This is a genomic window from Pseudomonas sp. 9.2(2024) (genome assembly GCF_039695385.1).
In the GTDB taxonomy this organism is placed as follows: Bacteria; Pseudomonadota; Gammaproteobacteria; order Pseudomonadales; family Pseudomonadaceae; genus Aquipseudomonas; species Aquipseudomonas paraglycinae.
Genome location: NZ_CP155585.1, coordinates 1,870,224 through 1,889,718, shown reverse-complemented (window position 1 = coordinate 1,889,718; position 19,495 = coordinate 1,870,224). Strand labels below are relative to the sequence as shown.

At 60.0% G+C, this 19,495-nt stretch carries 11 protein-coding genes; 5 read left to right on the top strand and 6 right to left on the bottom strand.

Annotation, left to right across the window (positions count from 1 at the left end):
• Positions 1 to 85 precede the first annotated feature (85 nt).
• Positions 86 to 979 carry a LysR family transcriptional regulator gene (locus ABFB52_RS08490; RefSeq protein ID WP_129974068.1) on the bottom strand — a complete coding sequence of 298 codons (894 nt, stop codon included), beginning with the start codon at positions 977 to 979 and terminating at the stop codon, positions 86 to 88.
• A 104-nt stretch (positions 980 to 1,083) separates the two neighbouring features.
• On the opposite strand from ABFB52_RS08490, the gene ABFB52_RS08485 reads away from it, so the two are divergent.
• Positions 1,084 to 2,265, top strand: a complete 1,182-nt coding sequence (locus ABFB52_RS08485; RefSeq protein ID WP_102686004.1) for an MFS transporter — start codon at positions 1,084 to 1,086, stop codon at positions 2,263 to 2,265.
• Here ABFB52_RS08485 and ABFB52_RS08480 read toward each other — a convergent pair.
• From ABFB52_RS08480 to ABFB52_RS08470, 3 genes are all read right to left on the bottom strand, one after another.
• Positions 2,210 to 3,142, bottom strand: a complete 933-nt coding sequence (locus tag ABFB52_RS08480) for a DMT family transporter (RefSeq protein WP_129974067.1) — start codon at positions 3,140 to 3,142, stop codon at positions 2,210 to 2,212. The two genes, ABFB52_RS08485 and ABFB52_RS08480, sit on opposite strands and share 56 nt — an antisense overlap.
• Positions 3,143 to 3,367: 225 nt before the next feature.
• On the bottom strand, positions 3,368 to 3,772 hold the full coding sequence (locus tag ABFB52_RS08475; protein ID WP_129974066.1) for a DUF2177 family protein: 405 nt from the start codon (positions 3,770 to 3,772) through the stop codon (positions 3,368 to 3,370).
• Positions 3,773 to 3,817: 45 nt separating this feature from the next.
• On the bottom strand, positions 3,818 to 4,654 hold the full coding sequence (locus ABFB52_RS08470; protein WP_085747174.1) for a S1-like domain-containing RNA-binding protein: 837 nt from the start codon (positions 4,652 to 4,654) through the stop codon (positions 3,818 to 3,820).
• Between the two features lie 351 nt (positions 4,655 to 5,005).
• On the opposite strand from ABFB52_RS08470, the gene ABFB52_RS08465 reads away from it, so the two are divergent.
• From ABFB52_RS08465 to ABFB52_RS08455, 3 genes are all read left to right on the top strand, one after another.
• Positions 5,006 to 5,194 carry a hypothetical protein gene (locus ABFB52_RS08465; RefSeq protein ID WP_016985943.1) on the top strand — a complete coding sequence of 63 codons (189 nt, stop codon included), beginning with the start codon at positions 5,006 to 5,008 and terminating at the stop codon, positions 5,192 to 5,194.
• A 216-nt stretch (positions 5,195 to 5,410) separates the two neighbouring features.
• The gene (locus tag ABFB52_RS08460; RefSeq protein WP_085747175.1) at positions 5,411 to 6,127 is read left to right on the top strand and encodes a TorF family putative porin; all 717 of its coding nucleotides are present in this window, start codon (positions 5,411 to 5,413) and stop codon (positions 6,125 to 6,127) included.
• A gap of 77 nt (positions 6,128 to 6,204) precedes the next feature.
• Positions 6,205 to 7,074 carry a DUF6279 family lipoprotein gene (locus ABFB52_RS08455; RefSeq protein ID WP_085747176.1) on the top strand — a complete coding sequence of 290 codons (870 nt, stop codon included), beginning with the start codon at positions 6,205 to 6,207 and terminating at the stop codon, positions 7,072 to 7,074.
• 61 nt (positions 7,075 to 7,135) lie between these two features.
• On the opposite strand, the gene ABFB52_RS08450 is transcribed toward ABFB52_RS08455, so the two are convergent.
• Complete coding sequence (locus ABFB52_RS08450) at positions 7,136 to 7,528, bottom strand: hypothetical protein (protein ID WP_007956567.1); 393 nt, start codon at positions 7,526 to 7,528, stop codon at positions 7,136 to 7,138.
• A 177-nt stretch (positions 7,529 to 7,705) separates the two neighbouring features.
• Between ABFB52_RS08450 and ABFB52_RS08445 the strand changes: the two genes are divergently transcribed.
• Positions 7,706 to 8,440 (top strand): thioredoxin family protein, encoded by a 735-nt coding sequence (locus ABFB52_RS08445; protein ID WP_129974065.1) that lies wholly within the window; start codon positions 7,706 to 7,708, stop codon positions 8,438 to 8,440.
• A 99-nt stretch (positions 8,441 to 8,539) separates the two neighbouring features.
• Here the strand turns inward: ABFB52_RS08445 and ABFB52_RS08440 are convergent, their stop codons facing one another.
• Positions 8,540 to 19,399, bottom strand: a complete 10,860-nt coding sequence (locus ABFB52_RS08440; RefSeq protein WP_346836121.1) for a filamentous hemagglutinin N-terminal domain-containing protein — start codon at positions 19,397 to 19,399, stop codon at positions 8,540 to 8,542.
• Positions 19,400 to 19,495: the final 96 nt, after the last annotated feature.

The following is a 19,495-nucleotide window of genomic DNA, read 5'->3' as shown; positions in this document are numbered from 1 at the left end:
TGATAATAGTCCGAAGTCCTACGCAATGCTCGGCCAAATCCGCAATGATCTGTTACTGAATTGATCCAAATCCCTGACCGTACGTTCAAGCCGTTTCCCGCACGTCTTCGCCAGCCACGGGATAGAGCGTCTGCTGCTGTTCGATCCATGCGTTGAGGTTGGCACCGACCATGCCCCGCCGCCACATGAGCCATGTTGTCGCACTGGCAAAAGGCTCGGCCAGCGGGTGCACCGCCACGCTTTCGCGCCCCGGCAGGCTGGCGAGCATCGACTCCGACATCAGCGCCACACCACTGCCGGCAATCACGCAGGCAAGCATGCCCTGATAGGACTCGATCTCCATCGCCCTCCCCATCGCCGCCTGATAGTGGGCAAACCACGCTTCCAGCCGCGCACGATAGGCGCAGCCATGGCGAAAGGTGAATACCGCCCGACCTTCGACATCCCTGGCGCTGCGTATCGGCGGGTGATCGGCCTCGCTGATCAGCACCAGCCGTTCGTTGCACAGTGGCACACCGTCGATCCCGGCCAATTGCGGCGGGCCGTCCACCAGCGCCGCGTCGAGACGCCCGGTGAGCAGGCCTTCGAGCAATTCACCGCTGGGCCCGGACTGCACCTGAAGATTCACCGCCGGATATTGCTTGTGATAGCGCGCCAGCAGCGCCGGCAAATGGATCGCCGCCGTGCTGTACAGCGTGCCGAGCACGAAATCCCCCGCCGGTTGCCCGCCCATCACCACTGCACTCGCCTGATCGCGAAGGGCGAACAGTTTGCCGGTGTAGTCCAGCAGGACTTTTCCCGCAGGCGACAACTGCAAACGCTGACGCTCACGGACGAACAGTTCGACACCCAGTTGCTCCTCCAGCTGTTTGAGCCGGGTCGACAGGTTCGACGGCACGCGGTGCAAACGTTCGGCGGCGCGGGTGATCGAGCCCTCCTCTGCCACGGCCTGGAAGATCCGCAATTGGCTGAACTCCACAACCTTTCTCCTGAACAGAACAAGTTACTCACTATTATTCAATTTTAAAGAAAGTCAATCAGTCCTAGCCTGACGGTCATTGAACCTGCAACGGAATTCAGACCATGTCACCGCTGATTCGCTTATCCGCCTGTTTCATTGCCCTGATGATGGCCATGGGCATCGGGCGTTTCGCCCTCACCCCGCAACTGCCGCACCTGCTCAGCGAAGGCCAGATCGACCTGACTGCCGCCGGTCTGATTGCGGCGGCCAACTACCTCGGTTATCTGCTCGGCGCGGTGGATGCGATGTTTTCCCGCCGGCCGGATCAAGTGCAGCGGCGCCTGCACGGCGGTCTGTGGTTGTGTGTGTTGCTGACGCTGGCATCGTTCTGGGCCAACGGTTTCTGGTCGCATTTGTTGCTGCGCTTCGGTACCGGTGTGGCGAGTGCCTGGGTGCTGGTGATGATTACTGCGTTGAGTCAGCCGCTGGCTGCGGCGGCGGGTCGTCCGCGATTGGGCGCGCTGGTCTTTGCCGGGCCGGGGCTGGGGATTTTTCTGACGGGATTGCTGGCGCTGTTCTCACATCTGGCGCAGCAGACTTCCGCGACTCTGTGGCTGATCTATGCCGCCGTGGCGCTGGTGATGTTGCTGGGAATCGTGCGGATCCTGCCGCAACCGGGCGGCGGTGTGCCGGTCGTGCCGGCTGCCGTGAGTTCATCAAATCGTGGCATTGGGCGCTTGGCGGCGGTGTATGCCTTGTATGGCGTGGGCTACATCATCCCGGCCACGTTTCTGTCACAGATGGCCAACGCGCAATTTCACGGGCAGTGGCAGGCCGATCTGTTCTGGCCGTGCTTTGGCCTCGGTGCCGCAATTGGCGTTTTGCTGGTAAGTTTGCGTCGGCACGATCCGCAAACCACCCGGCACTGGTTGATGGCGACGTTGTGGCTGCAGGCTGCCGGGGTGTTCGCTTGCCTGTTGGGCAGCGGCCTCGGTCTGGCATTGGGCGTGGTCCTGTGCGGCACGCCGTTCCTGGCCTGCATGCAACTGGTGATGCAACGCTCCCGGGAACTGGCGCCCCACGCCACCCAGCGCAACGCCGGCCTGCTCACCGCGTGCTTCGCCGTCGGTCAACTCAGCGGGCCGTTGCTGGCGGCGGTCAGCAGCCATTTCAGCGGCGGCCTGCAACCGGCGCTGGTGATTGCCGGCAGCGGCCTGCTGATTGCCGGCGGTCTGGCCTGCAAATCGGTTACGGCTGACCGAGGGCTTTGCGCAAACGCCGACGCACCCACTGTTCCGCGCTGACGAAGGTGATGCCGAGCAACACCAGCACGGCGCCGATGATGAAGTTCAGGCTCAGTTCTTCGCCGAGCAGCACCACGCCGAACGTGACGCCGAACAACGGTGTCATGAAGGAAAACACCGCGAGGTTGGCCGCCAGATAACGGCGCAGCAGCCAGAACCAGGTCAGGTAACTGAAGAACGACACCACCAGCCCCTGGAACAGCACACTGCCCACGGCCACGACGGTCAGGCTGACGTGGGTGATCTGGCCGCTGAGCAGCGCGATCAGCAACAGGCCGATGAAACCGACGATCAGTTGATAGAACAGGGTCAGGGTCACCGGCGCCTCGGACAGGCGCGAGGCGCGCACCACCACGGTGGTCGCGCCCCAACTGGCACCGGCCAGCACGCCGAGGGCATCGCCCATCAACATCCGGCGGTCGAGGTTGTCCCACGACACGCCGCCGGCAAACGCAATGGCAATCCCGACAAATGCGAGGAAGATCCCAACCCATTGCACCGGTCGTAGGCGCTCGCTCGGCAACAGAAAATGCACGCCCAGCGCGGTGAAGATCGGCGCGGTGTAGAGGAACACCGACATGTGCGCCGCCGTGGTCAACTGCAAGCCTTCGGAGATGAACAGGAATTCGAGCCCGAACAAGGCACCGGCCAGCAAGCCGCCGCGCCAAGTGTTGCCAACCTGATCCCAACCACCCTTCCAGCAGATCAGCAGTCCTACCAGCAGCGCCGAAATCCCCGACCGCCCCGCCGCCTGCATCACCGGCGCAATGTCGGTCGCCGCCCATTTGATCATCACCTGCTGCACGCCCCAGATCAGGCACAGGCCGATCATCACTTGCAGGGCAAACCCGTCGGCACTGCGCCGACTGACGCTCACCTCGACACCTCTAACACACACAACATGGCAGTTTTTCCAATGGTCAAACAAAGCCCCGGCTCTTTGTCCGGGGCGAAAAGTAGTGAGTGGATTATTAACCAGTCAGCCAGAAAAAGCCGTCTGGAAAAGACATTTCATGCTCCTGCAACGTCAGCGGAGAATGGCTGACGACTGCGCCGTCAATCGCTGGCAAGCCAGCGATGGCGTCAGGTCAGGCGACCAAGATCAACGAGCTGATCTGCCAAACCGGCTGGCCACAACAAATCCGACCGTACAGGCCAGCGCCGTGGCGAACGTCCCCCAAGCCCAATCCATCAGCGACACCTGCGTCGACCAGCCGCGCAATGTCGCCCAGTTGGTCAGGTCATAGGTGCCATAAGCGACCAGCCCGAGCAGCGCTCCCATCCGGGCGGCGCGTTGCCAGGTCAGCGACGGCAACACCACGAACACCACACAGCCGAAAACATACAGGCAATAAAAAACCGCTGCTGGCACCAGCAACGGTTTTTCGAGCATCAGCGAACCGAGCAGTTCGCGATAGGTCGGCGCCATCAGCACGCCAAGCCAGACGCCGTCGAGCAGAAGAAACGTCAGCAGCGTGGCGACGTAGGCAATCAGTGCTTTTTTCATCTGCCCGACCTCAAGTAAGCCCATGCAACATGGGCCACGTCAGGCTCAGGTTAGTTCAATGCGATCGGCATGAATGACGATCTTGCCTTCCTTGTACAACGAACCGATGGCCTTCTTGAAGTTGCCCTTGCTGACACCGAACAGGCTGCTGATCAGCGCCGGGTCGCTCTTGTCGCTGACGGCCAGAGTGCCATCGTTTTCGCGCAACTTGGAGAGTATCTTCGAGTTCAGGCTGCTGGCTGCTTCCTGCCCCACCGGTTGCAGGCTCAGGCTGATCTTGCCGTCGGCGCGCACTTCCTTGATGAAGCCTTTCTCGCGCATGCCGGAACGCATGAACTTGAAGATTTCATTCTTGTGAATCAGACCCCAGTGCTTGTTGTTGATGACGGCCTTGAAACCCATGTCGGTGGATTCGGCCACCAGCAGATCAACTTCCTGGCCCACGCTGTAGTTGGCCGGGGTCTTGTCCAGATAACGATCCAGGCGCGCGGTCGCGGTGATGCGGCGGGTGTGCTTGTCGAGGTAGACATGCACCACGCAGTACTCGCCGGCGGTCATCTGGCGTTTTTCTTCGGAGTAAGGCAGCAGCAGATCCTTCGGCAGGCCCCAGTCGAGGAACACGCCGATGCTGTTGACTTCAACAACTTTCAAACTGGCAAATTCACCTACCTGAACTTTTGGTTTTTCAGTGGTGGCAATAAGTTTGTCGTCACTGTCCAGATAAATGAAAACATTGAGCCAGTCTTCATCTTCGCTGGGAATATCTTTAGGAATATAACGGTTGGGCAAAAGAATTTCGCCGTCGGCACCGCCGTCCAGATATAAACCGAAGTTAGTGTGTTTAACCACTTGCAAACTGTTGTAACGCCCGACTAAAGCCATTTCCAATACCCTCATTGCGTGGGCGGCATTCTACCCGGTTTTGCCGGGTTCGTCGGTCGCCAGATCGGACGGCCGAGTGAAAATCTGCGGGAGGCCTTGATTTTCCTGGATTTCGCGCCGCACGCGCGCCACTCGTCAGGCCAGCGTGACGGCTTTTGCCCGATCCCGAGGCCGGCCAGCATCCTCAAATCGAATAAATGTTGTTATTTAAAACAGCAGGTTAGCGGGATATTTCGAATAATTAATCGAGAATAATCCACCTGCACGCTGGGTTATTCCGAGGGATATTTACCAAGCAATTGTCAAGTTATTCCTGTACGATGCCTGGCCGAGTTACTTTTCTACAGGTTAATGGCCGCCATGCGTGTAAAAGCATCCACCAGCAAAGCAAAGCCAGCTCCAGCCGTTGAAACCAGCGAATCGATCAACGATCAGATCGCGGCATTCCTCAAGTCCGGCGGCGAGATCCAGCAAATTGCCAAGGGCGTCAGCGGCCAGACGTTCGGCCCGTCCAAGCAGATCAGCCTGGGCAAGAAGTAACACCCCGCAGCACACCTGTCCAAAGGCGCTTTGAGCTTCGAAGCGTCTGGACCGGATCCCTCGCAAGACCTCTCTTACGTTTAATCAAACATTCAAAACTGCAAAAATCGACGAACGGCTCTCGATGCCGATCATTCGCCGGTATCCTTGCACGCGTCTGGATCAAGCGTTTCAGCAGGTTTGTCGCACCTGCGCTCGCTGCTCAAGGAGTGACGCATGCTCAAATCTTCCTGTTTATTGCTTGTAGGCCTGCTGGCGAGCCCGGTGGCGCACGCGCAGATTTTCCAGCGTGAGCTCGGTGACTTCGACCTCAAGCTCGGCACCACGCCCAGCCGCAGCATGGCCCAGGGGCTGGTCAAGCCTTCGGCGGTCGGCTCGTTCCACGGCGGCCTGGACCTGAGCCACGACAGCGGCCTGTATGTCGGTCAGTACGCACCGAGCATGGGCCTCACGCCGGGGAAGAATCTCGAAATCGATTCCTACGTCGGCTTTAAACAACCTTTCGATCAGACCCTCGGCTACGAAGTCGGGATGATCCATTACAGCTATCCCAAGGTCGACACCCTCGACAGCCAGGAACTGTTCGGTGGCCTGACCTTGCTCGGCAGCCGGATCGGCATCGCCCTGAGCAACGACCCGGATAAACAGAACAACACCCTGTTTGCCGACCTGGGCGGCAATCAGCCGTTCGGCATCGGGATCAGCATGAAATACACCACCCATCAGCTCAATACGCCGGTCTCGGTAGACGGGGGTTATGTCAGCAGTTTTACCGATTGGTCGGTGAAATTTTCCCGGCCGTTCATGGGCATCGACCTCGACCTGATCTACAGCAATTCGAGCCTCAGCGGCAGCGATTGCTCAGCCTATTCCGGGCATAACAGTCAGTGCGACGGGCTGGTCACGCTCAAGGCCGAACGCGCGTTCTATTGATTGGCTGAACTGCCGGGGCCATCCTGCGTTCACATGAGCATCAGACCCTCAAGGCTGGCTTTCGCAAGGACTCGCCCATGTCTAGCTGGTTCCAACGCCTCGCCGTTCTACTGATCCTGACCCTCGCCCTCGGCGCCTGCAGCCGTGTCGGCCTGGCCTATCGCAATCTCGACGTGATCATTCCGTGGACGCTCAGCGACTACCTGGACATGAACGGCGAGCAGAAAGGCTGGTTCAACGAACGCCTCAGGGAACACCTGAGCTGGCACTGCACCACGCAACTGCCGGGTTATCTCGACTGGCTCGATCGCCTGCAAACCATGGTGGAGACCAATCAGGTCACCGACGCCGCGCTCCAGGCCCGCACCGCAGAAGCCAAGCAGGCGATCGCCGAAACCGCTCGGGAGATCACTCCGTCGGCGATTGAATTGCTGCAAGGGCTGGATGATCGGCAGGTTGCTGAAATGAACGACGCCTTTGCCAAGGATTTGCAAAAGCGTCAGCAGGAATACCTCAAGCCTCCGCTGTCACAGCAGATTGCCGAACGTGGCGCGCGCATGGACAAGCGTCTCAACGACTGGCTCGGCCCGTTGAGCGCCAAGCAGGAACAGCGGGTGATGGCCTGGTCGACCGCCCTGGGTGATCAGAACACCCAGTGGATCGCCAACCGCGCCCACTGGCAAAAGCAGTTCAGCGCGGCGGTGGCGCAACGCAACAGTCCCGAATTCCCACAACGGATCGAGACGCTTCTGGTCAATCGCGAGCGGTTATGGACAGCGGATTACCAAAAGGCCTACGCCAATACGGAGGCGCAGGCCCGTTCGCTGTTCGTCGATCTGATGGCCGACAGTACGCCGCAGCAGCGCCAGCGCCTGTTGAAAAAGATCGAGGGAGTGCGCAAGGACTTCAATGATTTGAAGTGCCTGAAGGCCGCACAAAAAAGCTGAGACCACTGCGAAACCCATGTGGGAGCGAGCACGTTCGCTCCCACATTTTTTTGTGCAAACCTCAGGCGATCTGCGCTTTGGAAGCTACCTCATCGAACGTCAGCTCATCCAGCGCGTCTTCCTGATCATCCAGCACTTCGCGCGGATGATCATTGCCGGGAATGCTGCTGTCGATCAGGCTCAACAGACTGGAACCGCGCGGGGTCAGGCTGAAGTTGTTGCCAGTGCTGCCCTCGTCTTCGCCACGGGGCTGGATGTAACCGCGCAACAGCAACAATTGCTCATAGTCGCAGGCGAGCGTTTTCAGGTGATCCAGATTCTCGATCGGCTCGCCCGCCGCCGCTTTTTCCGCCGCATAGTCTTCGGCGAAAGACCGTGGCGCAAAGCTGTGGCCCGCGCCGTTCTGCACTTCATGCAGCAGGCGTTCAATCAAATCCCAGTTATAAGTCGTCATCCTGATTCAACCTCCGGTGCGCGTGATTTTTTGGCGCGTTCACAGGTTGTGACCGGAGCGTTGCGCCACCGTTCAGGATTATTCGGCGCCCCGACCGACCGGCGGTCTGTCGATTTCCCGGGTGGTTGAACGACTAGTCTGAGACAGACGGTTTCAACCCCCGCAGGAGAAATCATCATGAACGTTGAGAATCATCCGGTGGTGTCGCGCGAAGAATGGCTCGCCGCCCGCAAGCAGCATCTGGCCGATGAAAAGGCCTTCACCAAAGAACGCGACCGCCTCAGCGCCAAACGCCGCGCCCTGCCATGGGTAAAGATCGACAAGGATTACCGCTTCATGGGGCCGAACGGCGAATTGAAACTCGCCGACCTGTTCGGCAAGCACAGCCAACTCGTCGTTTACCACTTCATGTTCGCCAAGGGCTGGGAGGAAGGTTGCCCGGGTTGTTCATTCCTCAGCGACCACATCGACGGCGCCAACCTGCACCTGGCCCATCACGACATTGCGCTGGTGGCGGTGTCCCACGCACCGTTCGCCGAATTCCAGGCCTTCAAGCGGCGGATGGGCTGGGCATTCGACTGGGTGTCGTCGGACGGTTGCGATTTCAACTACGACTTCGGCGTGTGCGCCCGTGCTGAGGATGTCGAAGCTGGCAAGGCTACGTACAACTACGAAAAGACCGACAGCGTCGAGGAAGAAATGCCGGGGCTGAGCGTGTTTTATCGCGCCGACAACGGCGAGATTTTCCACACTTACTCAACCTACGCGCGAGGCCTGGACTTGCTGGTCGGTGCCTACAATTACCTCGACCTCACGCCCAAGGGCCGCAATGAGGACGAGATCATGGAGTGGGTGCGCCATCATGACAAGTACGAGGGGTCGACTCACTCCACGTGCTGTCACGGGGAATGAATCGCCACTCAGATACCGTCAGACGAATTCACTCGCCCCGGGGGCAAAGCGCTGGACGGCGCACGTTCGGCGTAATACAGCGGTTTACCCACCGGGTGGTCATTGCCGTGCTTCCTTCTTGGTCTGTTCGATCAGCGGCCGGTATTTGTCATACAGCGCCCCGTAGTTGACGACCAACGCCGGTGGCATGGTGCCGAGGTTTTCAAACAGCGTCATGTCCACACCACCTTTGGCAATGATCAACTTATCCATCCAGGTGTCATGTAACGTGGCAAAGGCGTTCATGCCTGGTACCGAGTTGGCAATATTGCTGATAAGCGTGCCGTGGCAGACCGCCAGCAACGATTCACAACTGGCATTAAGACCAATGTTCTTGCCCTCTACCCATTCGCCATTGATCCATTCCCGTGGCACCAGTCCATCCTCGAGTTCTACGAATTTCGGGCCACCCGCGCGGTCTTCACCCGGCCGAATATCAGGCCCGCGTCCGGTCCAGTACGCATAGATCTCCGCCAACGCACCCGTGCCGGCGATGGTCAGCCAGGACTTGTCACTGCCGTCGCCGGTCAGCAACCCCTTGAGTGTGGTATTGACTGCGTAAGCCTTCAGTCGCTCGGTGACATTCTGAGTGATCAGGTTGCCCTGCGGCCCGACCTCTTTGCCCCAAGTGCCGGTATAGGAGCCAGCTCCGGCAATGATCGCCGCCGTCACATAACTCTTGATGTTTTCTTCCGAGAGCACGTCTTTGAGTGTGTCAGCGAGATTGCCCTTGTTGTTGATGGCGCTGACCGCCGCCGTACTGGCCATTGATGTGATGACCGCAGTCAAGGCAACGTTGCCAACGCCAGCAGCGGTGGTCGCTGTCGCTGCCGCGAAGGTCGAGCCGGTTCCGGATGCCAAAGTGCCGCCGACTGCCGCACTCGCAGCTCCCGCCGTCAACACCGTAACTATGATCGCCACGGCAATCGCGGCGCCCATGCCCATACCGGAACTTTTGTAGTCCCACTGGTCATGCACTTCCTTGATCATGCGCCAGTCGATGTCGCCGCGGTTCTGCATGTCCTTGAGCCATGCCAGTTGCGGGTCAGCCTTGACCATCGCATCGATGCTGTCGGCCACGGTTTTCTGGTTGACTTCCTTGACGTCAATACGAATGTCGCCAGCCGCCTTGATAACGATGTCACCGGCCGCCAACAGATGACTTTGGCGAATGGTTTCGTCGGTCTGCCCGGCGCCTTTGGCCGACGTCCAGGCCAGGCTGCTTTTACTTTTCTCGTGGCTCTCCTTTTTCAGGTCGGTGACACTTTCAAAAATCACGTCACCACCGCTGTTGATGGTCAGATCCTTGCCAGCCTTCAGGTTGGCCGCCTGATAAAGCTGATCACCGCCACTGGCGATTGTCAGATCGCCGCCGCTGCTGATTTCACTGCCGATGTGGGTGACCTTAGTCACCTCGTCACGCCGGGTTTCCTTTCGTCCCAGGCTGCCTTTTTTCTTTTTGTCGTACAGCGAATAGTCATAATCCTCGGCAGCCAGCACGTTGATGTCGTTGCCGGCGAAAAGATAGGCTTCGTCGCCTGCGGTGATCCGGCTCGACACCACGGTCAGGTCTTTGCCCGAAGTGAATCCGGCCTTGCCACCAGCACTGATCGAACTGGCAATCTGATCGATATGGTCTTCCTGCGCGGTGACCTTTTTCGATTTGTAGTACGAGTGGGATTCCTCTTCGGCCGACGCGATCAACAGATCACGGTCGGCGCTCATGCCGATATCGCGCTGGGCGCTGATCTGACTGCCAATCACCGACAGATCCCGACCGGCATTGACGGTGAAGTCCCGACCGGCCGCTGCAGTCGAACCGACCTGGTGAACGCTGCTGGTGGTGGCACCGGTAAACGCCGAGTTGTTGCTTTGCGCCGAGACGATGCTTGCATCGCGGCCCGCTTCGATGACCGTGTCGCGACCGCTGACCAGTGCGCTGCCGGAACTGATGAAATCACGTCCGGCGCTGGCTTTCAGGTCATTGGCGGCCTCGATACGCGACGCACTGTCGAGGTACTCGCGCTGCTGTGAATAGCCTTGAGACGCGAAGCCGCTGCTGGTCACTGTCCGCTCGTTGATGATGTCGCCCTTGACCGCCACCAGGTTCACATCGCGCCCGCTGATGATGCCTCCGGATTTGTTGACGATGGTGTTGCCGGCCAGCAGGTCGAGACGGTTGCCGGCTTCGATCAGCCCGCTATTGACCAGATTGTTCCCGGCCGCCGCCGTCAGGTTGTTGCTGGCCCGCAGGGTGCCGGCGTTCTGCAGGTCCTGGCCGGCTATCAGCTTGACGTTGGTTCCCTGGATCAGCGATCCGTCAGGCGCCAGGCGGTTGTCGGCCTGAGCCAGATAAAGTACTGGCACCAGCACTTTCTCACCGTTCACTTCGTACTCTTCGAGCCAGACAATGTCGTGGGTCAGGGCCGCGACCTGCTCGGCGGTCAGTGTCACACCCACCGACAGATTGAGTTGTTCCTTGCTGCTGATGGCGTTGTCCATCAAGTATCGGAACATGCTTTCGTCCGAGTTCTGGCCATCGATGTATCGCTGCCCGGTACGGGCCACCACGGCTTGCTGGATCAACCGCTGTTCATACAAACCGTCACCCAGGCGCTTGGCGCTCTGGTCAGGGTCATAGCCCAGTTTGCCCAACAGGTAGTCGGAACTCATGAACGGCTTCAGCTCCGTCAGTACCGGATTGGTTTCGATCAGATACTTGTGCGCATTGGAAGGTGCCTGGGTACTGGGCAGCCCCTGAACCCTGGCAAGGGACTGCCCGCCGAAACCATTGGTTCTTGCGTTGGGTGCCCCACCCTGAGCACCGGCATCGACGACAATGGATGTATTGATGTCGCGGCGGTCTGCCGCCACGCCGCTGTCCGGGCGATCCGTCATGGTCAGTTGGCGATCGGAGGCGGTTACCGTCTGCACGCCACCGACTTGCAGGGTCCGGCCGCCAGTGGTCGGCAGTTCGGATTGACGCTGGGTCGGGGGAATCGACGCTCCGCCCATGGTCCAGGTCGGCGAGGCACCTACCGGCAAGGTTGTCCCCCCGGAACTGGCGCCCTGGCCGCTGAGGCGGAACAGTCCGTTCTGTCCACCCGGCAATTCAAAGCCCGGCAATGCCAGCGGGTTGACCTGTTGTTGCGCCAGATCTGGAGGCAGTTGCCGGTTGAGGCTGATCACCGTCGGTTTGGCGCCGCCACCGGAACGCGTATCGGCGTTTCTGCCCGGACCGGCCGCCACAGCGCTGAAGGAACGCAGCTCGCCGTTGGTGAGGGTGTTGGTTGCATTGACCACCACACTGCCACCGGCCTGGATGATGGCGGGTACGAAGGTTTTCCCGGCGGATTCAGTGATGATCGTCTGGAAAGGTGTCGCGTTGACAATTTCGGCCGGGGCCTGGGTACGCACGCCCGACGCGTATTGGGACGCGCCAAAAGCAATATCATTCCCGCCCCAGGCGTTGACCTCGTAGGTGCCGATGTATTGGTACCGGGTCTCGGCGACATGGGGATTGTTCTTGATCCATGATTTTTCCCGGGACTCGGCACCGCCGGCCGTCCAGAAACGAATGTCCTTGTTGTAGCCGGCATCGTTGTGAACGTTGTAGTCGACGATCTGGTTCCACAGCGCGTCTGAAGGCGACTTGTTGGCGATGTACTTGAGTACCGAATAACTGCCCAGCGAACTGCCGGAGTTATTGAAGGTGTCGACGTTGATCGTGATATCGGACGAGGCCGAGACGGTGGAGTTGGAGTTGACGAACTCCGAGCCCGTGACGCTCAGATTGCGTCCGGCGGTGATGCTTGATGCGTCGGCGTCACCAGAGACGCTCACATTGAAGCTCTGTTGCCACACCAGGTGCGAGTCGACATCTTCGATGTGCTTGGGCCTGGCTGAATCACAGTTGTAGCAACGCACGCCAATGGATGAAGAATCGCCTTCGGTGGTCGTGACGCTGAAGTTTTCCATCTTGTTGTTCACGACCGTCGATTTGAGCGACATATCGCCGGTGGACTCGATTCGGCCGGAAAGGTTATCTACCCGACCGGCCCTGTCGGCGCCGTTGTAGCCCAGCACGTTGATGTCGCCCAGGCTGTAGATGTCGCTGTAGGTGTTGGTGAGCGAGCCGACCTGCATATTCATGTGGCCACCACTGAACAGCAACGCCCCCTGATTGGCGCGAATGCGGTTGTTGGTGAGGGTCTGCGCGTTGATCAACAGATTTTTCGCGCTGGCCAGCGTACCCAGGTTGTTCACCGCCGCCGCTCTGATTTCAAGCCCGTCGGCGGAGGTCAGACGACCCAGGTTGTTCAGCTGTCCAGCGACATTGAGTCGGGTCATGCCTCCACCGGCCACACTGGCACCTTCATTGATCGTCAGTTGCCCGGCCCCGAGCGTCAGATCGCCGAGGCTCGACACCCGACCGTTCCCGCCATAACTGCCGCCCACTTGCAGGTCCAGGCTGCCGTCACTGGCGATCAGACCGTCGTTGTTCCAGTTGCCACCCCGCCCCTGCAAATGACGGGAAGCCAACAATTGACCACCGGCCGTCTGGCTGAAATTGTTGACGTTGACGTTCAAGCGTCCTGCCTGAATCACGCTGGAGTTGCTCCAGGTGTCCGCGTTGAGGGTGAGTCCCCCGCGCGTGACGATACTGCCACCGGCACCGGTCACATTGGCTGTCGAAATGTCGAAGACACCTTCTCCCAGATGCAGCAATTGCCCGCCGTTGTTGAGGAAGCTGCCAACGGCCAGGGTCAGGTCGGCATTGCCGGTCTCAAGTGCACCATTGCGGTTATCCAGCAGGCCGCCGATCCTGAAATCCGTTTTGCCGGCACTGCCCAGTGACCGGAGCTTGCCGGACTGGTTATCCAGACCGCTGGCCTTGATCGACAACGTGGTGTCACTTTCGATGACACCGGCCCGATTATTCAAATCACTGCCCAGATCGAGATGGATACGATTGCCCGCGACTTGCCCGCTGCCGTTGTCCAGTCGGGTGCCCGTCACGCTGAGCAGGCTCCCGGCGAACAGGCCGCCATTGCGATTGTCCAGCGCAGCGGTGCTGATGCTGGCGTCAGATGTCCGGGCCGAAATGCGCCCGCGGTTGTTGTCCACCCCGGCCAGCGCCGAAAGTGTCAGCCCCTGCGCCTGGATGATGCCGCCCTGAAGATTGTTGTTGAGGTCATAGCCATTGCGCAGCACACCGACCGTGCGGGCTTCAAGCAGGCCCTTGAGACTCGACAGTACGCCGCCCCGGTTATCGATGTTCGCGGCATTGACGCTGACAGCGCCCGTCTCGGCGATGACCCGGCCACTCTGATTGTCGAGGTTGCCACTGACGTCCAGCGACAGACCGTTCTGACTCTGGATCGCCCCTTTGGCGTTGGACAGGCTGGCAGCCTTGAGCAGCAGGCCGGCGTTCTGGCTGTAGATCAGACCGTCGGCATTATTGAGTACTGCGCCGCTGGCGGTGATCAACAAGTCTTCACTGGCCGCGAGGGTGCCCCGATTGCTGTTGTCCAGAGAACCGGTCGAAAGATCCAGTCCTTTCTGGCTGACGAATTGACCGTTGCGGTTGGTGAAATTGGTCACCCCTTTGATGACCACCGGCCCCGTCGCGGCCAGTTTGCCGCCGTCGTTGTTCAAGTACCCGAGCAGGTCGAGGTTGATCGCGCCATTACTGGCAATCTGACCTGCCTGGTTATCAAGATGTGACACATTGGCATTGAAAGACTGCTGCGCGTTGATCGTACCGGCGACGTTAGACAACGCCATACTCTGGAGCACCAGCCCGGCACCACTGTCGATCAAGCCACCCTGACTGTTGTTGAGCGCCCCCTTGAGTATCAGGCGCTGATCCGCTGCGCTGCTGAGGATGCCTTTGTCACTGTTGTCCAGTTGGCCCGCCTTGACGTTCAGGATGCCCTGAGCGACCAGGGCACCGGACCCGCTGTTGATCAGGTCGTTCTGGAGGTCGACATTCACGTCACCCTGGCGGCTGGACAGCGTGCCGCTGTCGCGGTTATCCAGGCTGTCGCCGGTGACCGTCAGCCCCTTCCAGCCCGATAACAGGCCCTTCTGATTGACGAGCGTGGTCCCGACCACCTGCAGGTTCTGGCTACTGATCACTCTGCCATTGGTGTTATTCAGCATTCGGGCATTGATGTCGAAACCCAGGTTGCTGGAAATCTCGCCCTGGCGATTATCGAGATCGCGCAGACGCTTTATCGTCAGCGGCCCCTTCGCGCCGAGCAAGCCTGCGCGGTTATCCAGGTCACCGCCGGCAAGGTCCAGAGTGACGGCGCTTTCACCTGAAAGTCGACCGCCCTGTTGTGTCAATGAGGTCAGGTGCAGATCGATATCGCCCTTGGCGGACACTTCACCACCGTTGCTGGAGTCAAGCCCGGCGGCCGTCAGCGTCAGCCTGCCCTGACTGTTGATCAAGCCTTTGTCACGGTTGTTCAGGGCCATCGCATTGAGAGTGACAGCGCTGGCTCCCAACAGCATGCCGCCCTGGTTGTTCAGGTCGGTGCTGCGAATATCCAGCGCGTCCCCGGCATTGATCAATCCTGCAGCATCGTTGCGCAGCAAGCCTTCTACGGTCAGCACCAGCCCTTGCTGGCTGGACAGGCTGCCGGCGCTGTTGTTCAGGCTGGCGGCGCGTACGTCGAGCGAAGTGGCGGCGATCAGCCCTTTGTCGAGATTGTTCAGGGCCTCGGCGATCCGCAATGTCAGCCCCTGATTGCTCAGCAATTTGCCACCGCTGTTGTCCAGGCTCTGCGCCGCGAACGTGAACACCTGGCCGCTGGAGATTTCCCCTCCCTGGTTATTCACGCCGCCGAGTTGTTTGAGTAACAACGTACCGGGGGAATTGATCAGACCGTTCTGGTTGTTCAACTGACCGTTGTTCATGTCCAGGCTCAAGATGCCTTTGCTGAACAGTTGACCACCCCGTTGCTCAAGCCCGGTGACCGACGCGGTCAACACCCCTTCACTACCGATTCGTCCACCGGAACCGTTGTTGACCTGGCCTGCCGTGAGCGTCAAGGACTCAGCGCTGTTGAGCTGGCCCGACTGGCTGTTATCGAATGCTCCGGTGGTGACCAGCACCGCGCCTTTGGCACTGATCACGCCTTGCCGGCTGTTGTCCAGACGCGTGCCGGTCAGCGTCAGCGCACCGTCGGTGACCAGGCTGCCGCTCTGATTATCGATGCCGCCCGTGCTGTCGATAAGCAGATCCGCCGCACTCGACAACCGGCCTTCGGTATTGGTCAATTGTGCCGTCTTGACCGTCAACCCTCCTTCGCTACCGACCCGGCCTTGATGGTTTGCGAATGCGCCACTGAGTTTCAGCGCCATGCCCTGTTGGCTAAGCAGAGAACCTCCACTGTTGTCCAGCGTGTTTGCGTTCAGGCTTAACAGGCCATTGGTGCTGATCAGACCCTCTTCGAGGTTCAGTAGCCGGTCGACTGTGAGTGTCGTGGTCTCTGCGGCGAAGACGCGGCCGTTGTAGCTGTTATCGAGCGTTTGACCGGTAATCGACAAGGCAGCACCGGTGGTGATTTCGCCTCCACGGTTATCAAGTTCCCCAACGTTCAGAGACACCGCCCGTGTGGCTCCCAGCAAACCGTTTTGACGGTTGTCCAGTGTGCTGGCCGTCAGGTCGAGTGCGCCGGTGGCGATCAGTTTTCCTTCGCGGTTATCGATTTGCCTGACGACAATGGTCGCGTCCGCCTTGCCCGCCAAATTGGCGCCACGATTGTCCAAGTGGTCCGCCTTCAGCAACACGGCGCCGTCGGCGATCAACGTGCCACCCTGATTGTCCAGTTTTTTGTCGACAATCAGTTCGAGCCGGTCATGGCTGCTGATCAGGCCCTGGCCGTTGTCCACGGTGTCACTGCGTGAGTCCAGCGAGGCAGCCGAAATCACCCCCTTGACGTTGCTCAACGCTTTCTCGATGCGCAGCAACAACGCTTGCTGACTCAAGAGCTTGCCTTCGCTGTTGTCCAGGTCACGGGCAACCAGGTCGAAAGCCTGCTGGCTGGAGATTTCACCGCCGCGGTTGTCAACGTCGTTGAGGTTCTTCAGCAACAGTGCGCCAGGTGCGTTGATCAAACCGTTGCGGTTGTTCAACCGGCCATTGTTCAGGTCCAGGGTCAGGCTGGTCTTGCTGAACAGTTCACCGCCCTGCTGATCAAGCCCGGTCACCGACAGGTTCATGGCTTGCTGACTGGCGATACGACCGGCAGTGTTGTTGACCTGCCCCGCCGTGAAATTCAGCGAGCCGGCGCTGATCAGGCGCCCGCCCTGGCTGTTGTCGACATCGCCGCTGTCGATCCGGCTGTTGCCCTTGCCGGAAATCAGACCGCTGTGACTGTTGTCGAGGCTGGCGCTGTTGAGGGACAGCGTGTCGTCCGTGCTGATGGATCCGCCCTGGTTGACGATCGTGCCAAGGCTGGTCAATGACAGTGTCTTCGCACTGCCCAGACTCGCGTCAGTGTTGTCGATACGGCCGGCGTTGACAGTCAGGCTGCCATCACTGTTGATCACCCCCCGAACGTTGAGCAAAGCATCGTCAAGCGTGATGACCAGCGCACCCAGACTGTCGAAGACGCCGCCACTGTTGTCGAGTGTCTGGCCGGTCAGCGTGGCTGCGCCCTTGGCGTGGATCAGCCCGGTATTCCGGTTGATCAGGTTGGCGACCACCAGCCCCAGATCTGTCCCCGCCAGAATCTTGCCGCCGTCGCTGTTGTCCAGCTTCTGCCCATTGAGGTTCACCGAGACACTGCCAGAGAGTTCGCCGGCACGGTTGTCGATGTCATCCACATTCAACGTCAGGTTTCTGGTGGTCCCCACCAGTCCGCCCTGGCGATTATCAAGCGAAGTGCCCGTCAGGCTCAGATCGCCCTGTGCGACCAGTGCGCCGCCCTGCTGTTGCAACACTTTCACGGTGGCGTTCAGATCGCTCTGGCTGGAGATGCGTCCGGCCGCGTTTTGCACTTCATCGACCTTGAGACGGATCGGACCGACCGCGCTGATCAGGCCTGAGCCGTTGTCCAGTCGCACGCCCTCATAAGCCACACCCGCCTTGCCGGTGATGCGTCCCTTGTCACGGTTATCCAGGCGATCGACATTCAGGTTCAACTGGCGGTCAGCCTGAATCACCCCGCCACGGTTGTCTGCCGTTTCATTGCGCAGTGCCAGCGTGTCCTTGCCGATGACTTTTCCGTCGCGGTTGTCGAGATGACCGGCTCGCACATCGATGGCACCTCTGGCCGTGATTTCGCCCTTGTTGCGGTTGTCGAGCAGACCGCTGACCTGCACCACAAGCCCACCATCACTGACCACGACCCCGGCGTCACGGTTATCGAGACTGCCGGCCTTCAGATCGAGGGCGACACCGGAGCCAAGCAATCCGTCGCGGTTGTCCAGTGCAGCACCGAGATCAATGCTGAGCCCCAGGTCCCCCAGAATCTGGCCGCCAAGGTTGCTGACCGACGTCCCGTTCAGGCGAGTGAGGCCAGTGCTGGAAAGTTCGCCCCCGCTGTTGTTCAACTGAGCGATTGTGGCCGTGACGCTGCCCTTGCCGTTGATCGCACCCCGGGTGTTGAGCACTTGAGTGGCCGTCACGTTCAATGCGCCGCTGCTCAGTACACGCCCGTCATTCTGGTTGTCCAGCGTCCCTGCAACGATGCTTGCGATCTGCGCAGCGCTCAGCGTGCCGCCCTGGTTACTCAGCACCTGCGCGGCATTCACCGCCAGATTGCGGCTGGCCACCAGGCTCTTGCCACGGTTGTCGATATTTTGCGCACTCAGGCTCAGATCACCATTGGCATTACGACCGCCGTCAGCGTTGACCCCGGCTTCAATGGCCCCGGCGTTGGTCAATTGACCACCCGCACTGAGACTGATGCTGTCCCGCGCCGCGAGGGTCTGCCGGTTGGTCAGGTCGCCCTGAGTCTGTACGTTCAGCGACGTGCCGGCGTAGACCGCCGAGCGGGTCTCCAGGCTGGCGGCCTTGACGTTGACCGCGCCGGTGGCCGAGGTCTCGGCCAGGCTCAACTGGCCGTTGGCGTCGAGCTGGATGTCGCCGCCGCTGGCGATCAGTTTGCCGTCGAGCTTCACCCCGACCCCGGCTTCGGTGCCGACCAGTTTGATCGCACCGGCGTACATGCCGCCCAGCGCCGAAGAGTCGATGGCCAGTTGCGGCTTGACGCTGCCGTCGTCGGCGCGGGCCGTCGCGTTGAGCGATTCGGCGTTGACGTCATTGCGCCCGGCAACGATGGTCAGGTTTTTCGCCTGGATCTCGGCGTTGATCTTCGCGCTGCGGGTGATGATTTCGAAGCGGTCGACATTGGTTGCGTTAAGCCCGGCGCCTTCGATGGCGACGCTGCCCTGATCGACCTGGAAACGGTCCAGGCGACCGCTGCCATCGAGCACCGGTTTGCCGGTGGTGAGGGTGACGCGGGGCGTGTTGATGAAACCGCAACCGTTGCAACTGATGCCGTACGGGTTGGCGACGATCACTCGCGCCGACTGCCCCGCCACTTCGGTGTAACCGCGCAATTGGCTCGGGCTGCCACCGATGACTTCGTTGAGAATCGCCTGCGCCGAACCGCTGTTCTTCAGGTGCGGGTTGTCGATGACATACCCGCCCAGCTGGGTGGACGTAGCCTGGTTGGAGCCGTTGTTGAGGATGACGCCCTGCGCGCCGACGTTGTACTCATGGAACTGGTTGTGCGACAGACCGCTGCCATTGGGCGTGGCGATGTTGATGATCTGCACCCCATTGCCGGCGCGATCGAGAGTGGTGCCAGGGTTGGCCACAACGATGCCGTCGGCCTGGGCCCACATCGGCTGCCAGAACATGACGTTGGCCAGCAAAAACGCCAGTCCGCGCTTGGGCATGCCCCAGAAACGCTCTCGGGTCTCAGTGGCAGCACAAGATTCAATTACGGCAAAGGCGCAAGGGCGAACGTCCATGTTGTAGGTCTCATTACAGGC